This window comes from Rhodanobacter sp. AS-Z3 (genome assembly GCF_029224025.1).
Taxonomy (GTDB): Bacteria; Pseudomonadota; Gammaproteobacteria; order Xanthomonadales; family Rhodanobacteraceae; genus Rhodanobacter.
Window position 1 is genome coordinate 1,989,950 of sequence record NZ_CP119392.1, and the last position, 23,796, is coordinate 2,013,745.

General features: G+C 63.5%; 20 protein-coding genes. 3 read left to right on the forward strand and 17 right to left on the reverse strand.

Annotated features, from left to right (window positions below):
* Positions 1-18: 18 nt before the first annotated feature.
* Together mfd and PY254_RS08680 are read right to left on the reverse strand one after the other, a co-directional pair.
* Positions 19-3,486: a transcription-repair coupling factor gene (mfd, locus tag PY254_RS08675; RefSeq protein ID WP_281015058.1), complete on the reverse strand. Its 3,468-nt coding sequence runs from the start codon at positions 3,484-3,486 to the stop codon at positions 19-21.
* 145 nt (positions 3,487-3,631) lie between these two features.
* Complete coding sequence (locus PY254_RS08680; protein WP_281015059.1) at positions 3,632-4,237, reverse strand: GNAT family N-acetyltransferase; 606 nt, start codon at positions 4,235-4,237, stop codon at positions 3,632-3,634.
* Between the two features lie 49 nt (positions 4,238-4,286).
* Between PY254_RS08680 and PY254_RS08685 the strand changes: the two genes are divergently transcribed.
* Both PY254_RS08685 and PY254_RS08690 read left to right on the forward strand, forming a co-directional pair.
* On the forward strand, positions 4,287-4,829 hold the full coding sequence (locus PY254_RS08685; protein WP_281015060.1) for an MmcQ/YjbR family DNA-binding protein: 543 nt from the start codon (positions 4,287-4,289) through the stop codon (positions 4,827-4,829).
* On the forward strand, positions 4,826-5,215 hold the full coding sequence (locus PY254_RS08690) for a VOC family protein (protein ID WP_281015061.1): 390 nt from the start codon (positions 4,826-4,828) through the stop codon (positions 5,213-5,215). The genes PY254_RS08685 and PY254_RS08690 overlap by 4 nt, the downstream gene beginning before the upstream one ends.
* A gap of 47 nt (positions 5,216-5,262) precedes the next feature.
* Here PY254_RS08690 and PY254_RS08695 read toward each other — a convergent pair whose 3' ends face one another.
* From PY254_RS08695 to rlmJ, 8 genes are all read right to left on the reverse strand, one after another.
* Complete coding sequence (locus tag PY254_RS08695) at positions 5,263-5,940, reverse strand: type 1 glutamine amidotransferase domain-containing protein (RefSeq protein ID WP_281015062.1); 678 nt, start codon at positions 5,938-5,940, stop codon at positions 5,263-5,265.
* A gap of 57 nt (positions 5,941-5,997) precedes the next feature.
* Positions 5,998-7,032: an NADPH-dependent curcumin/dihydrocurcumin reductase gene (locus tag PY254_RS08700; RefSeq protein WP_281015063.1), complete on the reverse strand. Its 1,035-nt coding sequence runs from the start codon at positions 7,030-7,032 to the stop codon at positions 5,998-6,000.
* Between the two features lie 41 nt (positions 7,033-7,073).
* On the reverse strand, positions 7,074-8,231 hold the full coding sequence (locus PY254_RS08705; protein WP_281015064.1) for an iron-containing alcohol dehydrogenase: 1,158 nt from the start codon (positions 8,229-8,231) through the stop codon (positions 7,074-7,076).
* A 73-nt stretch (positions 8,232-8,304) separates the two neighbouring features.
* A complete protein-coding gene (locus tag PY254_RS08710; RefSeq protein ID WP_281015065.1) occupies positions 8,305-8,916 on the reverse strand; it encodes a TetR/AcrR family transcriptional regulator in 612 nt (203 codons plus the stop codon).
* Between the two features lie 89 nt (positions 8,917-9,005).
* Positions 9,006-9,545 carry a DUF2058 domain-containing protein gene (locus PY254_RS08715; protein WP_281015066.1) on the reverse strand — a complete coding sequence of 180 codons (540 nt, stop codon included), beginning with the start codon at positions 9,543-9,545 and terminating at the stop codon, positions 9,006-9,008.
* 86 nt (positions 9,546-9,631) lie between these two features.
* Positions 9,632-10,543: a cation diffusion facilitator family transporter gene (locus PY254_RS08720; RefSeq protein ID WP_281015067.1), complete on the reverse strand. Its 912-nt coding sequence runs from the start codon at positions 10,541-10,543 to the stop codon at positions 9,632-9,634.
* A gap of 79 nt (positions 10,544-10,622) precedes the next feature.
* Positions 10,623-11,138 (reverse strand): Slp family lipoprotein, encoded by a 516-nt coding sequence (locus PY254_RS08725; protein WP_281015068.1) that lies wholly within the window; start codon positions 11,136-11,138, stop codon positions 10,623-10,625.
* Positions 11,139-11,177: 39 nt separating this feature from the next.
* Positions 11,178-12,092: a 23S rRNA (adenine(2030)-N(6))-methyltransferase RlmJ gene (gene rlmJ / locus PY254_RS08730; RefSeq protein WP_281015069.1), complete on the reverse strand. Its 915-nt coding sequence runs from the start codon at positions 12,090-12,092 to the stop codon at positions 11,178-11,180.
* A 210-nt stretch (positions 12,093-12,302) separates the two neighbouring features.
* On the opposite strand from rlmJ, the gene PY254_RS08735 reads away from it, so the two are divergent.
* A complete protein-coding gene (locus PY254_RS08735) occupies positions 12,303-15,227 on the forward strand; it encodes a ligand-binding sensor domain-containing diguanylate cyclase (RefSeq protein WP_281015070.1) in 2,925 nt (974 codons plus the stop codon).
* Between the two features lie 42 nt (positions 15,228-15,269).
* Here PY254_RS08735 and PY254_RS08740 read toward each other — a convergent pair whose 3' ends face one another.
* The 7 genes from PY254_RS08740 to PY254_RS08770 all read right to left on the reverse strand — a co-directional run bounded on the left by PY254_RS08740 (position 15,270) and on the right by PY254_RS08770 (position 23,641).
* Entirely contained in the window at positions 15,270-16,199 is a 930-nt protein-coding gene (locus PY254_RS08740; RefSeq protein ID WP_281015071.1) for a DMT family transporter, read from the reverse strand.
* Positions 16,200-16,229: 30 nt separating this feature from the next.
* The gene (locus tag PY254_RS08745; RefSeq protein WP_281015072.1) at positions 16,230-18,386 is read right to left on the reverse strand and encodes an AsmA family protein; all 2,157 of its coding nucleotides are present in this window, start codon (positions 18,384-18,386) and stop codon (positions 16,230-16,232) included.
* Between the two features lie 141 nt (positions 18,387-18,527).
* Positions 18,528-19,463, reverse strand: coding sequence for a peptidylprolyl isomerase (locus PY254_RS08750; RefSeq protein ID WP_281015073.1), 936 nt, complete (start codon positions 19,461-19,463; stop codon positions 18,528-18,530).
* A gap of 112 nt (positions 19,464-19,575) precedes the next feature.
* Positions 19,576-20,217: a DUF2894 domain-containing protein gene (locus PY254_RS08755; protein WP_281015074.1), complete on the reverse strand. Its 642-nt coding sequence runs from the start codon at positions 20,215-20,217 to the stop codon at positions 19,576-19,578.
* The gene (locus tag PY254_RS08760) at positions 20,207-20,857 is read right to left on the reverse strand and encodes an OmpA family protein (RefSeq protein WP_281015075.1); all 651 of its coding nucleotides are present in this window, start codon (positions 20,855-20,857) and stop codon (positions 20,207-20,209) included. Before PY254_RS08760 ends, PY254_RS08755 begins: the two co-directional genes overlap by 11 nt.
* The gene (locus tag PY254_RS08765) at positions 20,854-22,947 is read right to left on the reverse strand and encodes a DUF802 domain-containing protein (protein ID WP_281015076.1); all 2,094 of its coding nucleotides are present in this window, start codon (positions 22,945-22,947) and stop codon (positions 20,854-20,856) included. The genes PY254_RS08760 and PY254_RS08765 overlap by 4 nt, the downstream gene beginning before the upstream one ends.
* Entirely contained in the window at positions 22,928-23,641 is a 714-nt protein-coding gene (locus tag PY254_RS08770) for a DUF3348 domain-containing protein (RefSeq protein ID WP_281015077.1), read from the reverse strand. The genes PY254_RS08765 and PY254_RS08770 overlap by 20 nt, the downstream gene beginning before the upstream one ends.
* Positions 23,642-23,796: the final 155 nt, after the last annotated feature.

A 23,796-nucleotide genomic window follows, 5' to 3' on the forward strand; every position in this document is an offset into this window, starting at 1 on the left:
GCACAACAATCCGCTGGCTCAGCCGGGGCGACGCGCTCCCAACAGAATCAATACTTCCTGTGCGCTGCGAATGCGCTCGCTGGCACCGGGCAGCTCAAGCATGATTTTCAGTTTGTCCTGGCCATCCAGCTTGTAGACGCGCGGCAGTTGCTGGATCAATTTGATGATCGCCATGGGATCGACTTCGGGTTTTTCGCGGAAAGTGATCCGTCCACCGTTGGCACCGAAATCGAGTTTGCGAATGCCTAGCGGGGTGGCCATCAGTTTCAGGCTGGCCACGGCGAACAGTTGCTTGGTGCTATCCGGAAGCAAGCCGAATCGATCGATCATCTCCACTTGCAGATCGCGCAGGTCGTCTTCGCTGCGCGCGCTGGCGATGCGCTTGTACAAGGTCAGGCGTGCGTGCACATCGCCCAGGTAATCGTCCGGGATCAGTGCGGGCAGGTGCAGCTCGACTTCGGTTTCGTGTTCGCTGCTGAGGTCGAAGTCCGGGATCTTGCCGGACTTCAGCGCGCGCACCGCCCGATCGAGCAGCTCCGTGTACAGACCGAAGCCGATTTCCTGGATCTGCCCGGATTGCTCGTCGCCCAGCAGTTCGCCGGCTCCGCGAATTTCCAGATCATGCGTCGCGAGGGTGAAGCCGGCGCCAAGTTCTTCGAGCGAGGCCAGTGCTTCCAGGCGCTTTTGCGCATCGGCGGTGATCGACTTGCGATCGGGCACGACCAGATACGCGTAGGCGCGATGATGCGAACGACCGACGCGGCCACGCAGCTGGTGCAACTGCGCCAGGCCGAAGCGATCGGCGCGGTCGATGATGATGGTGTTGGCGGTGGGGATGTCGATGCCGGTTTCGATGATGGTGGTGCATACCAGCACGTTGAAACGCTGGCGATGGAAGTCCGCCATCACGCCTTCCAGTTCGCGCTCGGGCATCTGGCCGTGCGCGATGCGGATGCGCGCATCGGGAACCAGCTCCTGCAGCTCGCGCACCGTGCGATCGATGCTCTGTACCTCGTTGTGCAGGAAGTACACCTGACCGCCGCGCGATAGCTCGCGCTGCAGTGCCTCGCGGATCGTCGCCGGGTCCCACGCCGAAATGAAGGTGCGCACGGCGGAGCGGTGTGCCGGTGGCGTGGCAATCAACGACAGGTCGCGCAGACCGGCCATCGCCATGTTCAGCGTGCGCGGGATCGGCGTGGCGGTCATCGTCAGCAGGTCGACTTCGGCACGCAGCTTCTTCAACTGCTCCTTCTGGCGCACGCCGAAACGCTGTTCCTCGTCGACGATCACCAGGCCCAGATTCTTGAACTTGATATCCGGCTGCAGCAGCTTGTGGGTACCGACGATCACGTCGATCTGGCCATCGGCCAGACGCTTCAGCGCCTCGTTCACTTCCTTGGCGGATTTGAAACGTGACAACACGTCGACGCGCACCGGCCAGTCGGCGAAGCGGTCGGCGAAATTGCGGTAATGCTGCTGGGCGAGCAGGGTGGTCGGCACCAGCACGGCGACCTGCTTGCCGGCCGTGGCGGTGGCAAACGCGGCGCGCAGCGCGACTTCCGTCTTGCCGAAACCGACGTCGCCGCAGATGACGCGGTCCATCGCACGCGGTGCGGCCAGGTCGGCCAGCACCGCCTCGATCGCGCTTTCCTGATCAGGGGTTTCCTCGAACGGGAAGGTGCTGCCGAACTCCTCCACCAGCTGACGATCAATCGGCATCGACTCGCCACCGCGGGCTGCGCGCTGCGCGTAGATCGCCAGTAGTTCGGCGGCCACGTCGCGCACTTTTTCCGCGGCCTTCTTGCGTGCGCGCTCCCATGCGTCGCCGCCCAGCGAATGCAGCGGTGCCAGTTCCGGCGCGGTGCCGGAATAGCGGCTGACCAGACCGAGCTGCGCCACCGGCACGTAAAGCTTGTCGCCCTTGGCGTATTCGATGGTGAGGAACTCGCCATCCATGCCACCGACGTCCATCGACTGCAGGCCCTGGTAGCGGCCCACGCCATGATCGACATGCACGATCGGCGCGCCGAGGGTGAGTTCGGTGAGATCGCGGATGATGCTTTCCGGATCACGCGCAGTGCCGCGGCGGCGCTTGCGGTCGCGTTCGCTGCGCACGCGCTCGCCGTACAGTTCGCGCTCGGTAAGCACGGTCAGCACGGGCTTGGTCAGCGCGAAGCCCTGTTCGAGGCTGGCGATGGTGATGGCGAATTTCGGGCCGTCGCTTTGCGTGGGCGGCAGGAAATCAGCCCAGCTCTCGATGTTCTGTGGCTTCAATTCTGCGCTGGCGAGGGTCTCGATCAACGCTTCGCGTCGTCCCGCCGAGTCCGCGGCGATCAGCACGCGGCCGGGATAGCTGGACAAGAAGTGCCTGAGCGAGCTACCCGGTTCTTCGCCCTTGCGGTTGAGCGGAACATCCGGTGCGGGCTGCGTGCCCACGGCGACCGCGTGCTCGTGGCTGGCATCGACCACTTCCACACGCAGCCGCTTGTTCAACTGCTCGCGCAGCTTGTCCGGTGGCAGGTAGAGCTCGGCCGGTGGCAACACCGGGCGCTCGATGTCGTGCGCCCGCTGGTCGTAGCGAGCTTCGGTTTGTGCCCAGAACTGATCGGCGGCTTCGCCGGTACCTTCGCCGAGCACGAACAAAGCGTCGTCGGCGAGATAGTCAAACAGCGTGGCGGTTTGTTTGAAGAACAGCGGCAAGTAGTACTCGATGCCGCCGGGCGTCACGCCTTCCTTCATGTCTTGGTACAGCGGGCAGCGACGCACGTCGATCGGAAAGCGTTCGCGCAGGTTGCCGCGAAATTCCTTCGCTGCTTCATCGGTCAGCGGAAATTCGCGCGCCGGCAGCAGTTCGACTTTTTCGACCTGCTGCTGCGAGCGCTGCGTTTCCGGATCGAAGCTGCGGATCGAGTCCACTTCGTCATCGAACAATTCGATGCGATACGGCTCGTCCGTACCCATTGGAAAGACATCGAGCAGCGCGCCGCGCACTGCAAAGTCGCCAGGTTCGGCGACTTGCGGCACATGCCGGTAGCCGGCAGCCTCCAGTCGGCGCTGTTCGGCGGCCAGGTCGAATTTCTGTCCCTTGGCCAGCACCAGTCCGGAGCCGGTGATGTGCGAACGCGGCGCAATCCGCTGCATCAGGGTGGCGATCGGCACCACCAGCACGCCGCGCTTCACGTTCGGCAGCTGATACAGCGTGGCGATGCGCTGGGAGACGATTTCAGGGTGGGGACTGAAGACGTCGTATGGCAGCGTCTCCCAGTCCGGGAACGGCAGCACCGGCAAGCCACCGGCGAAAATCTTCAGTTCGGATTCGAGCGCCTGCGCGCGTTGCGTATCGCGCGTGACCGCCACCAGCAGGCCGTCGTGCGAGCGCGCCGCTTCGGCGATCAGCAGCGCGCGAGCGGAACCGTGTGGCGGCGTCCAGTAGCGGCGCTGCTTGGGCGTGGTTGGCAGGGGCGGGTGCTTGATCAGGTTGGACATGGGCGCGCGGGTGCTGGGCGCCGCGATCGAGCCGCGCCGGGGAAAGCGGACAAGTGTACCGCGATGCGCTGTCGGCTCCCCGGTTTGGCTCGTCAGTTACGCGCCACTGCAAGCCGAGCGCAATTGTCGGGGTGCCGTTTCCCGATCAGAGCTTCAGCGTGATCTGCGCCGTGCCGGGTTCGTCCGGCATCAAGTGCTGGACGAAACCCAGTTCCTGGCATAGCTGTAGCATCGGGCGGTTCTCGAACAGCACGTAGCCCCACAATTCGGCAATCCCGCGGTGACGACAGTCGTCGACCAACCGCTGCATCAGCAGGGCGCCGAGTCCTCGGCGGGTCCAGTCGTGTTCCACCAGCACCGAGAACTCCGCGCTGTCGCTGGCTTCATCGACGTAAATACGTCCCACGCCACGCATCTCGGCAGGTGTGGCTGACTCGTCCATCAGCACCCACGCCGTTTCCAGCGCGGGATCGATGCGACACAGCCGCTGCGCCATCGGTGCGGGCAGCTCGGACATCGCATGCAGGAAGCGGCGCCGGATATCTTCCGGCGAGAGTCGGGTGAAGCAGCGCTGCATGGCGGCTACATCGCCGGCTTCAATCGGACGAAGTAGCAGTTCGAGACCATCCTGGGTATGTACCAACTCGCCGTGCGAGGCCGTGGCGACCTGCGGACGCGCGAAACGCTCGTTGCTGCGTGGTGGCAGCGCGGCGTAGCGGGAGGGTGCGGCAAAATCGATGGCAGGGATCATGACAGCTCCATACTTTCGCGTATTGTGTGCATCGCAGCATGAATTTGCAATGATCAATTCGCCGCCATTTGTGCTGTGGGCTGCCAATTGTGTTTCGCTGTCGCTTGTTCGTGTTGCGGTACGGAACGCAGGAAAGCAGAAGGTCTGGCGATCTGGCAGCCTATGCATGACGAAACCGCAGGGGCTTCCCATGAGCAAGAACACCCCACCCATGGGTATGTCGGTGACCCAACTGGAGGGGCTTTGTGGCCTCTGGCCCGGAGTTGTTCGAGACATCAAGTGGGGCGACAAGCTGGTCTTCAGCGTGGGCGGCAAGATGTTCGTGATGATGCACCTGGATGGCCGCGCAGATGGTCGGCTGGCTTTCAAGGTGGCGGACGATCGCTTTCTTGAGTTGACCGATTTGCCCGGGATGATTCCCGCGCCGTACCTGGCACGTGCACACTGGATCGCGGTCACCGAGCCTTGGCGCTTCACTACGGCTGAACTGTATGCACTGCTGCGGGATGCTTACGCCACGATCCGCACGAAGCTATCGAGAAAACTGCAGGCCGAACTCGGTCCGCTTCCCACCATGATGGACATGCCATGACACAACATCTGGGCGCGCTGGCGCTGCTGGTTGCCGATTACGACGAGGCGATTGCCTGGTACACGCGAGCGCTGGGTTTCGAGCTGGTCGAGGACACCGACATGGGTGGCGGCAAACGCTGGGTTTTGCTGGCGCCACAAGGTTCGCGGGAGACGCGATTGCTGCTGGCCAGAGCGGTCAATGACGAACAACGGTCGCGTATCGGCAATCAGACCGGTGGCCGCGTATTCCTGCTGTTGAACACCGACGACTTCCAGCGTGATTGGCAGCGCATGCGCGCCGCCGGCGTGCATTTTCGCGAAGAGCCACGCCAGGAGGCTTACGGCACCGTGGCGGTGTTCGACGATCTCTACGGCAATGGCTGGGATCTGCTGCAGCTGGCGTGATGTGGAGCCACCAGCGATGCCGTTACGGCGTCGCTGGTGGCGGTCGATCAACCCAGCATCTTCAGCAACGCCTCGGCGGCGGGCGCGGACGAGGCCGGATTCTGGCCGGTGATCAACCGACCATCGGTGACCACGTATGGCTGCCAGTCGCCGGCCTTGCTGTAGTTGCCGCCATTCTCTTTCAGCATGTCTTCGACCAGGAACGGCACCACCTTGGTCAGCTCGACTGCTGCTTCCTCGGTATTGGTAAATCCGGTGACCGACTTGCCTTGTACGAGTGGCTTGCCGTCGGGCGACTTCACGTGGCGCAGCACGCCGGGCGCGTGGCACACGGCGGCTACCGGTTTGCCGGCGGCCAGCGTGGTCTCGATCAACGCGATCGAGTGGCTGTCCTCGGCCAGATCCCACAACGGGCCGTGGCCGCCCGGGTAGAACACGGCGTCGAAATCGGCGGCGGAGACATCCTGCAGCTTGTGCGTGCTGGCCAACACGGCTTGCGCGGCGTGGTCATCCTTGAAACGGCGCGTCGCGTCGGTCTGCGCCGACGGATCGTCGCTCTTGGGATCGAGCGGCGGCTGTCCGCCATGCGGCGAAGCGACGGTGACCTGCGCGCCCGCGTCCTTGAACACGTAGTAGGGCGCCGCGAATTCTTCCAGCCAGAAGCCGGTCTTCTTGCCGGTGTCGCCGAGTTTGTCGTGCGAGGTCAGTACCATCAGGATTTTCATGCATTTTCCTTTTTTGAAATGGGGGTAGGGGGAGCGAGCATTCTGGCTCGTCAGGCTTCATTCGCCGGCAACGCGGACCACCAGCTTGCCGAAATTGCTGCCCTGGAGCATGCCGATGAAAGCCTGCGGTGCCTGGTCCAGTCCTTCGACGATGTCTTCGCGGAACTTGATCTTGCCCGCCTGCACCCATTGGCTCATCTGCTGCATGAATTCGCCGTAACGATGGCCGTAGTCATCGAAGATGATGAAGCCCTGCATGCGGATGCGGCGGGTCAGGATGGTGCGCGCCAGCAGACCCAAGCGATCCGGGCCGTCGGGCAGCGCGGTGTCGTTGTAGTTGGCGATCAGGCCGCACACCGGCACGCGCGCCGAGGTATTGAGCAACGGCAACACGGCATCGAAGACGGCGCCGCCGACATTCTCGAAATACACGTCGATGCCTTCGGGGCAGGCGGCGGCCAGCTCGGCGGCGAAGTTGGCGCCGTGATGATCGATGCAGGCATCGAAGCCCAGTTGCTCGACCACGTAGCGGCACTTCTCCGGACCACCGGCGATGCCGACGCTGCGGCAGCCCTTGAGCTTGGCGATCTGACCGACCACCGAACCCACCGCACCGCTGGCGGCTGCGACGACAACGGTTTCACCGGGCTTGGGCTGGCCAATGTCGAGCAGGCCCATGTAGGCGGTGAAGCCGGGCATGCCCAGCACGCCCAGCGCCAGTGACGGGGTTTTCATCTGCGGATCGAGTTTGCTCAGGCCGCTACCGTCGGACAGTGCATGGTCCTGCCAGCCGCTGAAGCCGAGCACCAGATCGCCTTCCTTGAAGTCCGGATGCCTGGAGGCCTGCACCCGCGAGACGGTGCCGCCGACCATGACGTCGCCGATGGCCACCGGCTCGGCGTACGACTTGGCGTCGTTCATGCGTCCGCGCATGTATGGATCAAGCGAGAGGTAGAGCGTGCGCAACAACAACTGACCGTCGGCGGGCTCGGGCAGCGGCGTTTCGCGCAGGCGGAAGTTGTCAGCGGTGGGCGCGCCGACCGGCCGGGAGTTCAGCACGATCGCGCGTTGCATGGACGGGTTTGCAGACATGGGGATGATCTCTTTTGACAGGACAGGTACGGCAGGACGGCTCAGAGTGCGGCTTCCAGAATGCGCCGACTGGTCGTCAGGGTGACGTCACGATGCTCGCCGAGCTGGGTCATGCCGTGGGCTTCCAGTTGCGCCACGATGACGTCGATCGACTCGGCATCCAGTTGGTAATCGGGCAGGCGCGTGGCGATACCCATCTGCTCAAAGAACGTGCGGGTCTTTTCGATGGCCTGGTCGATGCGCTCGTTCTCACTGCCGTCGTGGATCTGCCAGACCCGCTCGGCGTACTGCAGCAACTTGGCATGCTTGGCATCGCGACGCACGTGCAGGCTGGCCGGCAACACGATGGCCAGCGTGCGGGCGTGATCGATGCCGTGCAGGGCGGTCAGCTCATGGCCGATCATGTGGGTGCTCCAGTCCTGCGGCACGCCGGCGCCGATCAGGCCATTCAGGGCCAGTGTGGCGATCCACATCAGGTTGGCGCGGGTGTCGTAATCCTGCGGATGGGCCAGGGCCTCCGGGCCGGTCTCGATCAGGCTCAGCAGCAGTCCTTCGGCGAAGCGATCCTGCACCTTGGCCTGCACCGGGTAGGTCAGGTACTGCTCGACGATGTGCACGAAGGCATCCACCACGCCATTGGCAATCTGTCGCGGCGGCAGGGTGTAGGTCCTGGTCGGGTCGAGGATGGAGAACTGCGGGAACGTGTGCGAACTGGAGAACGCCAGCTTGGCGTGGATCGCCTTCTTGGTCACCACGCCGCCGTTGTTCATTTCCGAACCGGTGGCGGGCAGGGTGAGCACGCTGCCAAACGGCAAAGCGGTGGTCACATTGCGGCCGTGCTTTTCGAGGATGCTCCACGGGTCGCCTTCGAACGGCACTGCCGCCGCGACAAACTTGGTGCCGTCGATCACCGAACCGCCGCCCACGGCAAGCAGGTAATCCAGCTTTTGCTCGCGCACCTGCTCCACCGCACGCATCAGCGTCTCGAAGGTGGGGTTCGGTTCGATGCCGGCAAACTCCTCGACGTGCCGCTGGCCAAGTGCGGCCTTGACCTCATCCAGGGTGCCGTTGGCTTGGGCGCTGGCGCCGCCGTACAGAATCAGCACCCTGGCCGACGCGGGCAACAAGGTGTCCAGCTTGCTGATCGTTTCGGTGCCGAACACGATGCGGGTGGGGTTGTGGAATTCGAAATTCTGCATGGAAAGCTCCTTGATTAGACCGGTCGTCTAAATTGTGGGCAAAGCTCAGCCGCGCACGCTGACGCGGCGGGGTTCATTCGGAAGGGTGGTTGTCGGACGGCAGTTGCAGCCATTGCCGGGTCGCGGCCATGGCGCCATCCAGGCTGCTGCGGTCGTGCCGGAACTTGCTGAGCAAGGTGGCACCCAGCCAGGTTTCATACAGCGTCTGGGCCGTCTGCCTGGCGTCCAGGTGCGAGCCCAGCGAGCCATCGGCGATGCCTTCGCCAATGCAGCGGGCCAGTCGATCAATGACCCGGTCGGTACCGCGATGCAGGGCAATACGCATGGCTTCGGAAAGGTCGGACACCTCACCGCCCAGCTTCACCGCCAGGCAACGGCCGTCGACGCAGTCGCCGACCTGACTCTCCTGCCACTGCTGCCAGTACGCCATCAAGCGTTCGGCCGCCGTGTGGCCGGGGCGCGAGAGCAACGCATCCAGTTGGGTCAGGTAGTCGTCGAAATAGCTGTCCAGCAGGGCTTCGCCGAACAGCTCCTTGGACTTGAAGTAGTGGTAGAACGAGCCCTTGGGGACGTCGGCCGCGCTCAATACCTCGTTTAGCCCCACCGCCGAGAACCCCTTGCCGAGAATGATCGGTTTGGCGGTGTCGAGAATATATTGGCGTACGCCGTTGCGGTCGGTGTCCATGGGCCGGGATGATAGCGCAGATTAGACCAGTCGTCTAGAGTGCCTTCCGCCCGATGATTTCGGGGCAATCCCCTCGGCGCTGATCCCTGTCACCAGATCAGATCGTCCGGTACCTGAAACTGCTTGTAAAAGTCGTCGTCGGCATCGCTGCTATCGCTGCGTTGGCTGCGAGCATGGTCCAGCACGATCATCGTGGCATCGCGTTCGTGAACCTTGTCGGCGGCCATTCGCGGCAGCAGCTCGTAGCCGTCCCCGTGGCGCACGATCACCAGCGTGCCGGCGGCCAGCTGGGCGCGCAGTGCCTCGTTCACCAGCACGTCGCGGATCTTGTCGCCGTCGGTGAAGCGATAGGCGATCTCGCCCTCGCGCTTGACCTTGTGCGCCTCGACGATCTGGCGCACCTGGATGCGTGCTTCGTTGAGACGAAGCAGGGCATTGCGCTCGGCCGCGATCGCACGATCACGCTCGGCCTTTTCTGCCTGCAGGCGCTGCGCCTCGACCTGCTCCGCGCTGGCTGGCGCGGATGCCTTGCCGTTGTGCTTCTTGACCTGTTCGCGCACGACTTGCGCGGCCTTGGTCTTGTTGACCAGGCCGGCCTTGAGCAGTTGTTCCTGCAGGGGATTGCGCATGTGAAGTCGTGGATCGGTAGGCGTGAATGATGGCCGCAGTGTAACGCGGCGGTGATTGTCGCCCGCGCAGGGCGGGCGGTAGCGACTCAGTCGGCGTTGTCTGGCTCGAAGAAGCTCCAGCGCACGTCGGTGAACTCGGCCTTCATCGCTGCTTCGACCGTGTTGATCGCCGCGATCAGACTCTGATTGTCGGCGGTCGGTTGCATGCGCGCCTTCACCGCGACCATCACCTCAGCGCCCATTTGCAGGGTGATCAGGTTCAGCACCTCGGCGACCTCTGGCCGGGCCTGCAGGAACGCCTGCAGTTCGTGGCGTCGGCGCGGTTCCACGCCCTGACCGATTAGCAAGGCCTTGACCTCGATCGCTACCAGTATGGCGACCACGATCAGCAGCACGCCGATCACGATGGTGCCGGCAGCGTCGAACATCAGGTTGCCAGTGAGCATGGTCAGGCCGACCGCGAGTGCGGCCAGACACAGTCCGACCAGTGCGGCCAGATCTTCGCCGAAAATTACCAGCAATTCGCTGGAGCGGGTTTCGCGGAACCAGGTCCACAGGTTCTGATCACCGCGCACCTTGTTCACTTCCTGCAGGCAACCGCGCATCGAGAGACCTTCGGCAATGATCCCGAAGCCGAGCACGCCTAGTGCCAGCCACGGCCACTTCAGCGGTTCGGGATGGGACAGTTTGTGCACGCCCTCGTAGACCGAGAACATGCCGCCGACACTGAACAACAGAATCGCGACCAGGAACGACCAGAAGTACAGCGCACGACCCCAGCCCAGCGGGTATTCGTCGGAAGGTGGACGTTTGGCCTGGCGGATGCCCAGCAGCAGCAGACCCTGGTTGCCGCAGTCAGCCAGCGAATGCACCGCTTCGGCCATCATCGCGCCGGAGCCGGTGACCACGGCTGCGACCAGTTTGGCTACGAAAATGGCGAAATTGGCGCCCAGCGCGAGCAGGATCGCCTTGATCGGATTGGCGTGACCGGATGACATGCGGCTTCAGTCCATGGAAGGAGGCCGCCAAGTTTACCGGTCGCGCAGGATTTTGCGTGCGGCCCGCCGTGACGGACGATCAGCGAATGCCGACGCCCAGACCCAGGCCGAAGTGGATGTTGCTGCGACCTTTGGTCATTTCATCGGCGGTCCACACGTGCGATTGGGCCACGCTGACCAGCGGGAACACGTAGTCAGCTTCGCCGACCTTGCCGGCACGGCTGCCGGAGAGCTTGCCGTCAACCGTCATCAGCGAGCCTGTCGGGTAGTCCAGCGGCTCGACATAGCCACGCATCACCGCGATGAAGCGACCGTTGCCGCTGTCGTTTGCTTTCGGACGCTGCGAGGAGTCCAGGGGATAGGCCAGCAATTCAATCTCGCTGTGGTCGGCGAATACCTTGACCTGCACGATGCGACCACCCCAGACCACTTCGCTGTTGCTGAACTTTTCCGGCGCCTGGGCGACCTGGAACGGAGCTGCCGTAACGGCGGCTGCGCTGTTCTTGTAGATCGGCGCGGGTGCGCAGGCGGCCAACAGCAGCAAGGTGGCCGGGGCAGCAAGACGAACAAGGAAGGACGTTCGGCGGAAAGACATGGTCGTGCTCCTGCGGGACGCGGATGAATGCTTGCGAGCTTAGCGGCGACCCGGCGGTCGTGGTAGCCGGGAAGCGGGCATCGTGCTGGGTGCGTTCAGCTGGCTGCCTTCCTCGTCCAGCAGCCAGTCCAGCTTTACCTCCGCCGGGCGATCCTGCGACAACAGGCCTGCCAAAGCGCGGAGTGGTTCGCGCAGGATGTCGTCAAGATTCCAGGGTGCATTGATGATGACCATGCCCGAACCGTTCAGGCGGAGCGGTGAATCGTCCGGATGCACCAGCAGTTCGGCACGCAGGATGCGCTTGACGCCACTGTGCTGCAGCCGACGCAGGAACGGCTGCACCTGGCTGCGCAACTTGATCGGATACCACACGGCGTAGACGCCGCCAGGCCAGCGCAGCAGGGCGGCCTTCAGCGCCTGCTCGATCAGCTTGTACTCGGCGTCCTGCGCTTCGTAGGGCGGGTCGATCAGCACCAGACCGCGCTTTTCCTTCGGTGGCAACAGTGCCTTCAGTGCTTCGTAACCATCGCGTTGATGCACGTGCACCTGCGGGTTGCCATGGAACAGGTCGCGCAGTTTCGCCGCCTCATCACTGTGCAATTCGCACAACTGGGCGCTGTCGTTGGGGCGCAGCAGCCGGGCGACTTGCAGCGGCGAACCGGGATACTGCTTCAGTCCCTGCTCGTTGCCTTCACCCTCGAGGATGCTGGCGCGCCAGCGCTGCAGCAGCGGCGGCACCTTTTCCGCCGGATGCAGGCGCGAGATGCCGTCCTTGTGCTCGCCGGTCTTCTTTGCTTCGAAACCGTCCAGCAGATAGTTGCCACTGCCGGCATGCGTGTCGACGTAGCAGAACGGTGCCGGCTTGGCCTGCATCGCCTCGATCAGCGCGAGCAGCACGGTGTGTTTCAGGACATCGGCGAAATTGCCGGCGTGATAGGCGTGGCGATAATTCATGGCGGTCACGGCGGGCGGGGTGGTCAAGTATAGATGGGGTCGCCTCCCTGCCTGTCGTTGATTGCCATTTCCCTGCGTCGTGGCCTGGACTAAAGGAGTGAGGCCTGTCGGCCGATGACATATGAATGTGCGGGTTCCGGTAGTGTCACGGTTCATGCGTATGGCCGGGGTCGCCATCGGGCTGACGCAAGCCAAGGGGATCGTTTGTTGATGTTGAGCAAGAGCCGTTTACAGCTTGTCGCGTTGCTGGTCTTGCTGCTGACGTCCTTGTCGGCCTCGGCGCAGCAGTATTCGATGACGACGTACGACCGCAAGTCGGGTCTGGAAAGTCAGTCGATCAATGTGCTGCTGCAGGATCAGCGCGGTTTTGTGTGGGCGGGCACGGAAATGGGCCTGTACCGTTACGACGGCGGCAGCTTCGAGCGCATGGGTGCGGCGCAGGGCTTCGATCACGGTGAATACGTCACCACGATGGCGCAAAGCCCGCACAGCGGTCGGCTGTGGGTGGGGACCCAGTCTGGAATGCGTGTGGGCAACGGACTGCACTTCAGCAAGGTCGAGCCGCAGGGGAAGCCGCTGATTATCGACACAAGTCGCCAGATAGTGGCGCTGGGCGATGATCGACTGCTGCTGGTGAAAAACGATGAACTGATGGTGCTGTCCGGTGGAATGGCGGGCCAGCCATGGCAGTTGTTGCCGATGTTCAGCGAGGCGCAGCTTGCTGCCATGCCGCAGTTGCGCAAGATCACCGCGGTGCAGAGCACGCCCACCGGCCTCTGGTTCGGTTGCGACCAGGCGCTGTGCAGTGTCGATGCTTCGGGCAAGGTGATCTTGCATGGTCAGGCTGACGGCGTGCCGTCGGATACCTGGACGGGACTGTTGCTTGATCGCGAAGGCACCTTGTGGTTGCGCGGCGTGCACCACCTGCTGGCCTTGCTACCCGGTACGCAACATTTTGTGGCGCGCGACTTGTTGGCGGAGGATACCGGCGTCGTCAGCGACAATGGCGTGCTGGTGGAGGATGCCGGTGGTCATCTGTTGACGCCCACCAATCGTGGCCTGGCGCGTTGGGATGGCGACGGCTGGACGCGAATGGACAGCAGCAACGGGCTGCCCGACATCGAAATTACGGCGTTGCTGTTCGACAATCACGGCACGCTGTGGATGGGCACTTACGGGCGCGGTATCTCGCGCTGGAACGGCTACGGGCTGGTCGACGGCTGGGGCCTTCATCAGGGTTTCGACAGTGTGCCGAACTGGTCGATCCTGCGGTTCGACGCGCAGCACCTGTGGTTTGCCGATGAACTGGGTGGCAGCGTGCTTGCGGATGGCCAGAACCGCCTGCAACCGTGGCCGATCGCCTTCACGCCCGCTCCGCGCCAGATCTTGAGCATTGCCAAGGCGAAGGACGGTGCGATCTGGGCAGCCTTGTACGACCATCGCGTACTGCGCTATGACGCGGTCAGCCGGCGTACCACGCTGGCTGCCGAACTTCCTACGTTTATACGATTCCTGCATTTTGATCAGCAGGGACGGCTGTGGATAGTCACCAACAACGGCATCTATCACATCGACCATGCTGACGCACCGGCCGAACGCGTGCCGGTGGCGGACAGCACCGGTCAGCAATGCTCGGACATTGCCGAAGGTGATGACGGCACCTTGTGGTTTGCCTGCAATGCTGGGGTGGTGCGTTTTGCTGGCGAACAGTGGACGCGTATGCAGCAAAGCGGCACGGCATCCCGCGCGTCAGGCTTCAGCACCATCGCGGTGGATCGCGATGGCAGCCTGTGGCTGGGGACGAACGAGGCGGGCTTGCTGCATGCCGCAGTGCGCGGCAACCAGCTGTCGCTTGCCCACATCGAAGATGCCTGGCTGGACAACACACTCGCGTATTTCGTGCGGCGCGATCATCGTGGCTGGATCTGGGTCGGTGGCGGTGGCGGTGTGGACGCCTTTGACGGCCAGCGCTGGACGCACCTTTCGCAAGCCAATGGCCTGCTGTGGGATGAAACCAGCCAGAACGGCTTCTTCGAGGATCGCGATGGGTCGATCTGGATTGGGACGGCCATCGGCGCAAGCCATATCCTGCACCCCGAAGCTATGCTGGCCCACCAACCCGGCGAGGTGTTGATCACCACCGCAGTGCATGGTGCGCTGGCCGTGCAATCGGGTGACAGCATTCCGCTTGACGGCAAGAACGCTGCGCTCACCGTACGCTACGCGCTGCTGGGGAAATCGGCAGGTTTGCCCCCACGTTACCGTTATCGCCTGCAAGGCTCCGGCTGGGTTGAAACCAACTCCAACGAGATTAACCTTACCGGTTTGTCGGCGGGTAGTTATCGTCTGGAAATCCAGGCGATCGATGACGACCATCGCACCGTTTCGCCGCCGGCTTCGTTCGATTTCCGCATTCCACCGCCATGGTGGTTGAGTTGGTGGGCGCAACTGCTGGCTGTGTCGGTGCTGGCCCTGCTGCTGGTGCTCAGCTGGCACTGGCGCTCGCGCCAATTGCACGGCCGTAACCGTCGGTTGGAGGCCATGGTGGAGGGCCGCACCGTGGAGCTTACCGAAGAGAAGCGCGAGCTCGAGCTGGCGCGTGCCGAGCTCTATCATCAGGCCACGCACGACAGCCTTACCGGCATGCACAACCGGCGCGCCATTCTTGAGCATCTGGCGGTGCTGCTGGAGCCGGAACGGCGTCCGGTTCCTGGTCTGGCGGTGGGGTTGATCGATGCCGATCATTTCAAGCGCGTCAACGACACGCTGGGTCATCAGGCCGGTGATGCGGCGCTGGTGGCGATCGCGCGGCACTTGCAGTCGCACATCCGCGGCGGTGACCAGCTGGGGCGTTATGGCGGTGAGGAAATTCTGCTGCTGTTGCCGGATATCAGCCGCGCCGATGCCGAACAGCGCATGGGTCATGTCCAGTCGGCGGTAAGCAGCATGCCGCATCTATGGAATGGCGACACATTCAACGTAACGCTAAGTATCGGTGTGGTGTGGGTTGGTCAGGAAGCGGCGGGCGTCGAAGACCTCATCCAGCGCGCCGATGCAGCTCTGTACGAGGCGAAGAGCCGCGGCCGTGATCGGGTCGTGTTGGAAGCTGCGGATGGCCGCTTGGGTGCGGGATGAATGATCCGGTTGTGTGGCCGTGGCGCCAACACACCCGCTTGATCAGTCGATCATGCTGTGACTTTCCGTCGTGCCAAGCAGCTCCGGTTGCTTGGGTACGCGCTGGCGGCGATGCAGCAACGGGTGCATGAACACCGCGGCAAGGATCACCGCCACGCCGGCGTAGAACCAGCTGTCCAGCTCGTGCTGCTCACCCAGCAGCAGAATCGCCAGCACAATGGCGTAGACCGGTTCCAGGTTGGTCACCATCTGCGTACCGAACGCACTCATGTGGCGCAAGGCGACCAAGGCCAGCGCGAAAGGTAGCAGCGTGCAACCGAACGACAGCGCGAGCAGCAACAGCGTGTCGTGCAGATCCGGTACCACGAACGCCGGGCCGACATGTGGCAGCAGCGGCGCGAGCAAACTGAGGAACACGCTGCCCGTACCCAGTTCGATGAAGGTCACGGTAAGCGGGTCGCCATGTTCGACCAGACGCTTGTTGAGCGAGCCGAAGAACGCCACGAACAGCGCGGACAGCACGCCCACCGCGATACCCAGGCGCATGTCGTGCGGTACGCCGCCCACCACCATCACCACCCCCGGCACCACCGCCACACCGATCATCAGTTCGCGTGGATCGAACTTGCGTTTGGCCACCCATGGTTCGATGAAGGCCAGAAACACCGGGCCCAGTGCAATGCAGGTCGCGCCGACCGAAGCGTTGGATAATTTGATCGCCGCATAGAAGCTGAGCCAGTGCAGCGACACCAGTACGCCGATACCGGCGTACGCCCAGATCAGCCGCGCCGGCATGGCGCGCAGCCCGCGCCACACCCGCGGCACCAGCAGCAAAGCAACGGTGACCAGCGCCATGCGCCACAACACCAGCGGCAGGGTGGGCAACGTGATCAGCTTGCCGAGAATCGCGGTAAAACCCCATAACACTACGCAGAAGTGGATCTGCAGACGGGCCTGATTGACGGCTTGCATGAGCGGCATCGTGCGGGGAGATGCCGCATTCTAGCGCCCGGCGGCCGCCTTCTTGTCGCTGACCGGTGGGTTCATTGGCGGCATCATCTTTCCCGACTGCCGCAATTGCTGCAATACGGTCCGGCAGGTGTTTTGGTTGTCGTCGTGGCTGGGTGCCACCAGTGCAAGCAGGGCAGCAGCAGGCGCGGCAACCAAGCTGAGCGCGACCGCACCTGCGCCCCGAGCGATCAGCGGGCCGGGGTGCACGCCGACGTTGGGGTTCTTCAGGGTCCCGTTGATATACAGCGGCGAGCGCAGCGAGAACACACGGAAACCCTTGGTGTGCGGGATCACGTCAAGATCGAGTTTTTCGCTGGCCAGATTCACCGTGCCACTGATGTTGATCACCGCGTCATCGGTGTCGAACACGAACAGGCGCGTGTCGAACAGACCATCATTGGCTGTCATGTCGCTCGCGGCGCAGTTGATCTGCACGGTCTTGTCGCCGAACAGTTTGCCGATCACGATATTGCCCACGTTGAGGCCGGCGGTCTCCAGCAGGGTCTTGCTGATCGCGCCATCGTTCATCAGCAGCTTCAGTTCGCCGTTTGCATGGCCCAGCAGCTCGGCCACGGAATTGCCTTGCGCCGTGAGTTCGGCATCACCGTTGATCTCGCCAAAGCTGGTGTGCATGGATTCGAAGGTCGGGAACAATTGCTTCAGCTTGAGATGCCGCGCATGGAGTTCCAGTACGCCGTGCATCGGGGTGCGACTGCCATCCAGCGTCATGTTGCTGCGCACCTGGCCGCCAGCCATGCCGAAACTGAGCGGATCGAGATAGAGCGCGCCGTTATTCATCACCAGATGCGTGCTCAGCGAATCGATCGGCAACGCGTCGCCATGCACGATGCGCTCGCTGCTGAAGTCTACGTCGGCGTCCATTGCCTGCCAGCGTTCGGTGCGAAACGGTGCGACTGGCAACAACTTGTCAGCGGGCTGTACAGGGTCGCCCTCTGAATTCGCCGTCGCCGAAGCGCCGCCGATCAGCGGCGCGAGGTCGGCGAACTGCAACAGTTTCGAATGCAGCTTGCCGGTGAGCTTGGGTCGCGCGCCCCCGGTGACAAACAGCAGGTCGCCGGAAAGATCGCTGCCGCCCACTCGGCCACGGAAGTCCTGGTAGTGATAGCGACTGCCCTTATGCCCCAACTGTCCACTGAGATGGCCTTCGGTGGCGTAAGCGGGCGTGTCGGGCAGGGTGACGCCAGTCAAGGGGTAGAGCTTTGCCATGCTGGAGCCGGACAGCCACAAGCGCACATCCAGCGCGCCCAGGTGCAGTGGGTCGGTCAAGGTACCGACCAGTGCGATATGCGTGTCGCCCAGCATGACGTCCGCTTGCAGCGGGAACGGGCGACGCGTGTCGTGCAAGGCCAGCATGGCGCCGGTCTTGCCATGACCCTTCAGTGGGCTGCCCTGATGGCTGCCTTCAAGGGTCCAGCCAAATTGATAGGTCAACGATTGGTGTGCCGTGGGACTGCTGTTGGCGGGTGCTTCGGACTTGTCGTCGGAGCGCGCCTGGTCGCCGCTGGCGCCCGTCTGTTTGCGCGCGGCCGCGGTCTGCTGTGCCACGATCTGGTCGTAGGGGATGGCGGCCTGAAGTGGCTCGACGGTGGCCTTCAATTCGGTGCCGCTGGGTGCGTCCTGCAAGGTGATCAGCCCGCGATCGAATCCGACCGTGCCGATCTCCAGTGTCCAGCGCGAGGGTGTCACGCTTGGCGGAAAGCTGAAGTCCCAGGTGGCCCGCTTTTGCTTGTCGCGTTCCAGATCGATGCGGGGTTGCATGAGTTGCAGCGAGGGTACGTCGATGCGATGCGCCAGCAGCGGCAACAACGAAAGCCGAAACCGCAGCGCCTGCAGTGTGGCGAATTGAGGTTGTTGCGACCACGGGGGGTTTGCAATGCTGATGTCGCGCGCGGTGAATTCCGGCCACGGCACCCAACCGGCTATCCCGCTGCCACTGCGGTCGCGCGTCCAGTCGACCGTGAGCTCACCACGAATGACAAACGGACGGCCAATCGCCTGGCTCACCTTGTCGTTGATGAATGGGCGCATCCGGTTCCAGTTGAAGGTGGCAACCAGCACCACCAAGACCAGTACGACCACCAGCAGACTGCCAGCTATTCCCGCGAGGATTTTGCGGTTGCGCGTCATCCGTGGATCTCCGATCGGTTGTGGCCAGATCCATGCATAGCCGGTCGCGTGACAAGACTACGTGTTGCTGGTGGTGCGGTGTCAGCCGCCGTTCATTCTGGCGCTGTTCGCGCGCCGGGCCGGCGGTCTGCTGGCAACTCCTCAGTGGCCGGGGCCAGTGATCTTCACCGGAACATTCATGCCGCACAGTTCAAGCTTGCCCGGCGGGTGGGTGTAGAACGCGCTGTGGCCATTGCGCTTGGCATCCACCAGTGCCGCAAAGGTGGCGCTGTCGGTGCGCAATACCTTGACCGAGGGACGATCTTTCGCAGGCATGTCGGCCGCCACGCGTACCGATTCGATGCCCACGCGCTGGGCTGGATCGGTGTAGAAACCCATCGGCTCGGGACCGCGGGGCAGGCCCGAAAGCAGCGGCATGCCATCGAGCACGCGGCCGGCAATAGCCAGTGCGTGATCCAGTCGGCGTGCCTGACCGATGACCGCGTACAACGAACTGCCGTTGCCACTGTCCGGAGCCACGTCGCGCGCCACGCCGACCGTGCCGTAGCAATGCGCTATCCATTCCTGACCGTTGGCGGGGTCACGGGCGACCGGAAAGCCTTCGGAAAATCCGACCTGGGGTGCGTAGACATCGCCATCGGGCAGGGCGGTCCATGGCAGCTTCGCATCGATCGCGCGGGTGAACTCGGGCGGCACGGTCAGGTTCGCCTTGCCCTGCGGGTGGATCTTGCTCTTGTCGCCATGGTCATCTTCGTTCGGATCACCCCATTGGGTGACGAAGTTGTCCTGTACGCGAGTGATCGCCAGCCCGTCGAAGTAGTGCTGGCGCACCAATGTGCGAATGTTGGCGGCATGCAGCGGCGTGAAATCCTGCGCCAGCTCGATCACCACGCGTCCACTCGGCAACTGCATGAACAGCAGGTTCTGCGGGTCGGGTGTACGCCACTCGGCAGGGGTGGATTTGGCCAGGATTTCCGCCACGGTCGGCGTGTCTTTCTGCTGTTCGGCGGCGAGCGTCGGCAGGGCCAGCAAGCTGCTGGCCAGGGCGAGCGCAGAGATCAGATGGCGACGACGCATGACGTTCCCCTCAATGGCGTTCAGATCAGGAGAGCAACTTAGCAGAGTGCTGGCGGTCGTGGTCTGGATTGATCCACCTTGCGTCGCGTGCTGCGGCTGATGGCTGGCGGTGCTAGCGAGGTTTGCGACGGCTGCGCTTGCCGGGGCTTCCGGCACCGACGGTATTCTTGCCGCTGGCGCTGCTGCTGCTGCGTAGTTGCTCGATCCACGACAAGGCGTCGACGTAGGAAAGGAATTGCTGCAGATATTCCGGCGACAGCTCGCGCATCAGGGTGAGCGAGCGGTGCACCAGACTGGCCGAGTTCAGCGGACCGGCATCCGCAGGCACTTGCTCCAGCGCCTGCCGCAACTGGCTTTCGATGCGCACCGTCGACCAGATTTTCTGCAGGTCGTCGAGTGCGTCCATAGGTGGGTGTGACACCCCCGCCGCCTGCGTGTCATGCACGGCCACTCGCTGGCTGCGTTGGCTGCCCCGACGCGAAAGTTCATCGGTCAGCTCGGCAAGCGCGCTAGCAGACGACGGACACGGCGTGGTGGCGCCGCCCACAGCGTCGACTGCGTCGAGTTCGTCCGCATAGGCGGCGAGCAGTTGCGATAGTCGACCATCCAGCAGGCGCCGTGCTTCACCTTCGTGGCTGGCGGCGCGACGCTCCAGCGCATCGATGAAATGAAAGCGGACCGGGTGCAGTCGATCCGCGCCTTGCGCGCGCCATGCGTCGAGCCTGGCCCGTGGATGATTCCGGCTAGGGCTCATCGGCAGCCACGGCGGCTTTCGAGGGTTTTGGCACTGGCGCGATTTCCACGCGGCGATTGCGCGCGCGTCCGTCTTCATCGGCGTTGGAGCCGACCGGCTGGCTGGAACCAAATGCTGCGGCGAAGATCGCGTCGGCCGGCACGCCGTCGGCAATCAGCGCGCGCGTCACTGTCAGCGCGCGCTCGGCGGACAGCTCCCAGTTGTCGGCAAACTGGCGGTTGTCGCCGCGCACCTGGCGGTCGTCGGTGAAGCCGCTGACCATCAACACTTCGTCGCGCGCCTTGAGGTAATCAGACAGCGGTCCGGCCAGACTCTTCAGCACGCTCAACCCCTCGGGCTGCAACTGGTCGGAGTTCAGCGCGAACAGCACGTTGCCACTGATCCCGATGCGGCCGTTGGCGAACGTCACGCGTCCGACTGCCAGCGGTATCGCCAGCGCCTGTTCCAGCGTCTTGCGCTGCAGTGCCTCGATCCGTCGTTGCGCGACTTCGTGTTGCAGTCGCTGGGAAAGTTGCAACTGCACGCCGATGACGCCCACCAGCACCAGCACGAACGCGCCCAGCAACACCGACATCAGGTCGCCGAAGGCCGCCCAGATCGGTGTGGCCGACTCGGTATCGGCTTCGATCTCGTCGCTCATGCTGTTTCAAGCCCGGCGGCACGCTGGCGGGCCAGTTGCTGCAGGTCGTCGACAATCTGCTTTTGCGACAGCATGCTCAGGTCGATCACTTCGCGCGCCTGTGCCACGTAGTAGGCGAGTTGCTCGTCGCTGCGGGCAAGTGATTTGTCCAGCGCGATTTCGATGTGTTGCAGGCGGCTGACCAGCTGCTCGCTGGATGCGCCGAACAACTCCACCGCCATGCCGAACGCTTCACCGAGGCTGGCCACTTCAACGGCGCTGCCGGTAACCTGTGCAGCGGCGGCATCCAGCTTGCCGGCTTCGCTGGCGATGTGATCAGTGAAGCGGTTGCCGACACGATCGAGCAGGTCGGCCGAGCTGGTGACCAAGGCGTCGATCGCGCCTTTTTGTTCGTTGGACGCGCGATTCACCCCATCGAGCAGGGTCTCCAGCGTGGCCATCAGACGGTTGCGCTCGTCCAGCATGGCGGTGTCGCGCACCATGCTGTCGGAGAGTTTCTGGCGCAGCTCGGCGACCACTTCGGCGGCGGCCCTCGGTGCTTCCGAGGCGGCCTGCACGAGGCGGGATATTTCGGTGATGGTGTCGCGTGCATGGGCCTGACTGTGGGCCGACATTTCGCGGGCAGTTTCCGCCAGCGTGTCGCAGATTTCCTGTTGGCGGCTGGTCGCATGCGTGCCGGCTTCCTGCCACTTTTCCCCCAGCGCGGTGGCCATCGAGTCTAACGTGTCGGTCCATGCAGCAAGACGCTGTTGATCGTTGGCTGCCAGGGCTTTCTGCAAACCTGCGTGCGACTGGTCCACACGTTGAACCAGTGCGGTAGCCTGCTGTTCGATCGTTGCCGTCGCGGCGTTCAGTGCCTGCTGCTGATTGCTGACCAGTTGCTGATTGCTTTCCTGTTGCTGCGACAACGCTTGTGCCCATCCCTCGCCGACGTTGCCTGCGGTGGCGTCCATGCGGCTGAACACGTCTCCGAGCAGGCTGCTCGAGCGTTGTTCGAAGGTTTCGGCAAAGTGGTCCAGTGAGCTGCGCAGATCCGCCGCCTGCAGCTGGTTCGTTTGGCGATGTTCGGCAAGTGCCTGCTGCCAGAGCTCGGCTACCGTTGCAGTCGATGTCTCGAAGCCGCTCGACAGGCCTTCCAATTGGGTGTCCACCGCGTGCGTGATGGTGTCATGCAGCGTCGTTGTTTCGCGTGCCAGTGCGGCCATGGTGGCTTCCATCACCGGCAGCAGGGTGGCACTGGCCGCGCGTGCGTTTTCGGTGACGCTGTCCTTCAGCGACTGCTCCACGGAGCTGGCCAGTCGCGTGTACGCCGCTTCGGTGTGGCGATGGAAGCTATCCTGGCTGGCGAGCTGTCGCTCATTCGCGGCTGCACTTTGTTGCTCAATGGTGCTGATCATTGCCTGCAGACGATCCACCAGCGTCGGCATCAGTTCGGATTGTTGCTGCAGCAGCTTGAAGGTTTCTTCGCGCTGGTGTGCCTGCGAATACACGCGCAAGGTGGTGGCGATATGCAGGTCCAGCGATTGCACGGCTTGCACGCGCTCGCGCCGGCACAGCGCGGAAAGCAGGCCCAGCATCGCCGAGCTGGCCACGCCTGCGATCGAGGTGCCGAACGCAAAGCCCAGTCCCTTCACCGGTGCGGCAAGCGACGCGTGCATGGCCTGCAGATCGGTGGCGCTATCCAGCGCAAAACCGGTGCCGCGGAGTGTGGCCATCATGCCCAGCAGCGTGCCCAGCATGCCCAGCAAGACCAGCAGGCCAACCAGATACGGCGTCAAGGCCGGCGCCGGCAAAGCGGCGCGCTCGCCTTCGACGCGAAGACGCACGGCATGACGCAAGCTCGGGTGCAGTTGGCTCAGCCAGTCGCCGAGGTTGGTGGGCGCCGTCGACAAAGCGCTCACGGCCTGCTGTAGCGAGGCCGTGGCCTGGCGATAGCGGTAAAGCTCCAGCGCACCGGCCAGGTAGCAGGCGCCAATCAGCGCGGTGACCGAAAGTGCCAGCGGATTGGTGCCGACATAGCCCGCACCGATCCAGCTGATGGCGGCAAGGCCGGCAGCGAAAACAACGAAATTAAGCAGATTTTTGAACATGACTTCCTGCGGCGCTGGTGCGAAGCGCTGCAAGCAGGCCTTCGACCGGTTGAAAACGAACATCCAGTTCGGCGAGTAATACGCTTTGCATATCGTGGCGGAACCGCTCCAGCCAGGTGCTGGTAACGGTTACCGCGTGGCGTTCCTGTGTCTGCGCGATCTGGCGCAGACGTTCAAAGTGTTCGCCGAGCAGAGCGGGCACGGTAGCCAGCAAGTTCTGCTCACGCGGGCTCAGCGCCAGCTCCATCACCGCATCCACTTCCGCCAGCCGAGCCATCTCGTCGCTGGTCTGCGCGAGCCGGTCACGCAGGTGTCCGCGCAGCCGGCCCGTGGCGGCCTGCATCGACCGCTGCAGGGTGAGATGACGCTGACGGAACGCCGCGTAGTCATCCGCCGCCTGCACGCCGTCATCAGCGGTGATGTTTGCCGCCAGCGACGCTCGCACGCGAGCGCACTCGTCGCTTTCGACCTCGCTCGATAGCGGCAAATCGCTCGCGACGACGGCGAGCTTGCCGTCGAGTGCGGTCGACAAGACCAACGCCTGATTCCAGTCGAACCACTGACTGAGACGATCGGGTAGTGAGCTGCCGGCCGGAGCCACGTCGGCGCCAGCCAATCGCGCCAACAGGCGGATCAGCGTGGGGCCGGGCAGGTGTGGGCCAGCCTTCGGTTTGCGCAGAGGGGCTTGTTGCATGGGGCCGGGACGATCAAAACGCCCAGTTTACATGCTGGCGCGGCACGGGTTGTCGCCTCCCGTCGGTTTGAAGCGGCAGCCCCTGCAGGGCATGACTTCAGGCCCATGTACTAGTGTCAAGTTCACACTATGATTCACTCCAGTCTAAGCGGCAG

Bases quoted from the DNA above. Each gene is read 5' to 3' on its own strand.
- PY254_RS08760 (WP_281015075.1), bottom strand. From the start codon at position 20,857: ATGAGCGACGAGATCGAAGCCGATACCGAGTCGGCCACACCGATCTGG.
- PY254_RS08720 (WP_281015067.1), bottom strand. From the start codon at position 10,543: ATGTCATCCGGTCACGCCAATCCGATCAAGGCGATCCTGCTCGCGCTG.
- PY254_RS08770 (WP_281015077.1), bottom strand. From the start codon at position 23,641: ATGCAACAAGCCCCTCTGCGCAAACCGAAGGCTGGCCCACACCTGCCC.
- rlmJ (WP_281015069.1), bottom strand. From the start codon at position 12,092: ATGAATTATCGCCACGCCTATCACGCCGGCAATTTCGCCGATGTCCTG.
- PY254_RS08735 (WP_281015070.1), top strand. From the start codon at position 12,303: ATGTTGAGCAAGAGCCGTTTACAGCTTGTCGCGTTGCTGGTCTTGCTG.
- PY254_RS08755 (WP_281015074.1), bottom strand. From the start codon at position 20,217: ATGAGCCCTAGCCGGAATCATCCACGGGCCAGGCTCGACGCATGGCGC.
- PY254_RS08700 (WP_281015063.1), bottom strand. From the start codon at position 7,032: ATGTCTGCAAACCCGTCCATGCAACGCGCGATCGTGCTGAACTCCCGG.
- PY254_RS08680 (WP_281015059.1), bottom strand. From the start codon at position 4,237: ATGATCCCTGCCATCGATTTTGCCGCACCCTCCCGCTACGCCGCGCTG.
- PY254_RS08725 (WP_281015068.1), bottom strand. From the start codon at position 11,138: ATGTCTTTCCGCCGAACGTCCTTCCTTGTTCGTCTTGCTGCCCCGGCC.
- PY254_RS08750 (WP_281015073.1), bottom strand. From the start codon at position 19,463: ATGCGTCGTCGCCATCTGATCTCTGCGCTCGCCCTGGCCAGCAGCTTG.
- PY254_RS08765 (WP_281015076.1), bottom strand. From the start codon at position 22,947: ATGTTCAAAAATCTGCTTAATTTCGTTGTTTTCGCTGCCGGCCTTGCC.
- PY254_RS08690 (WP_281015061.1), top strand. From the start codon at position 4,826: ATGACACAACATCTGGGCGCGCTGGCGCTGCTGGTTGCCGATTACGAC.
- PY254_RS08740 (WP_281015071.1), bottom strand. From the start codon at position 16,199: ATGCAAGCCGTCAATCAGGCCCGTCTGCAGATCCACTTCTGCGTAGTG.
- PY254_RS08715 (WP_281015066.1), bottom strand. From the start codon at position 9,545: ATGCGCAATCCCCTGCAGGAACAACTGCTCAAGGCCGGCCTGGTCAAC.
- mfd (WP_281015058.1), bottom strand. From the start codon at position 3,486: ATGTCCAACCTGATCAAGCACCCGCCCCTGCCAACCACGCCCAAGCAG.
- PY254_RS08685 (WP_281015060.1), top strand. From the start codon at position 4,287: ATGATCAATTCGCCGCCATTTGTGCTGTGGGCTGCCAATTGTGTTTCG.
- PY254_RS08695 (WP_281015062.1), bottom strand. From the start codon at position 5,940: ATGAAAATCCTGATGGTACTGACCTCGCACGACAAACTCGGCGACACC.
- PY254_RS08710 (WP_281015065.1), bottom strand. From the start codon at position 8,916: ATGGACACCGACCGCAACGGCGTACGCCAATATATTCTCGACACCGCC.
- PY254_RS08745 (WP_281015072.1), bottom strand. From the start codon at position 18,386: ATGACGCGCAACCGCAAAATCCTCGCGGGAATAGCTGGCAGTCTGCTG.
- PY254_RS08705 (WP_281015064.1), bottom strand. From the start codon at position 8,231: ATGCAGAATTTCGAATTCCACAACCCCACCCGCATCGTGTTCGGCACC.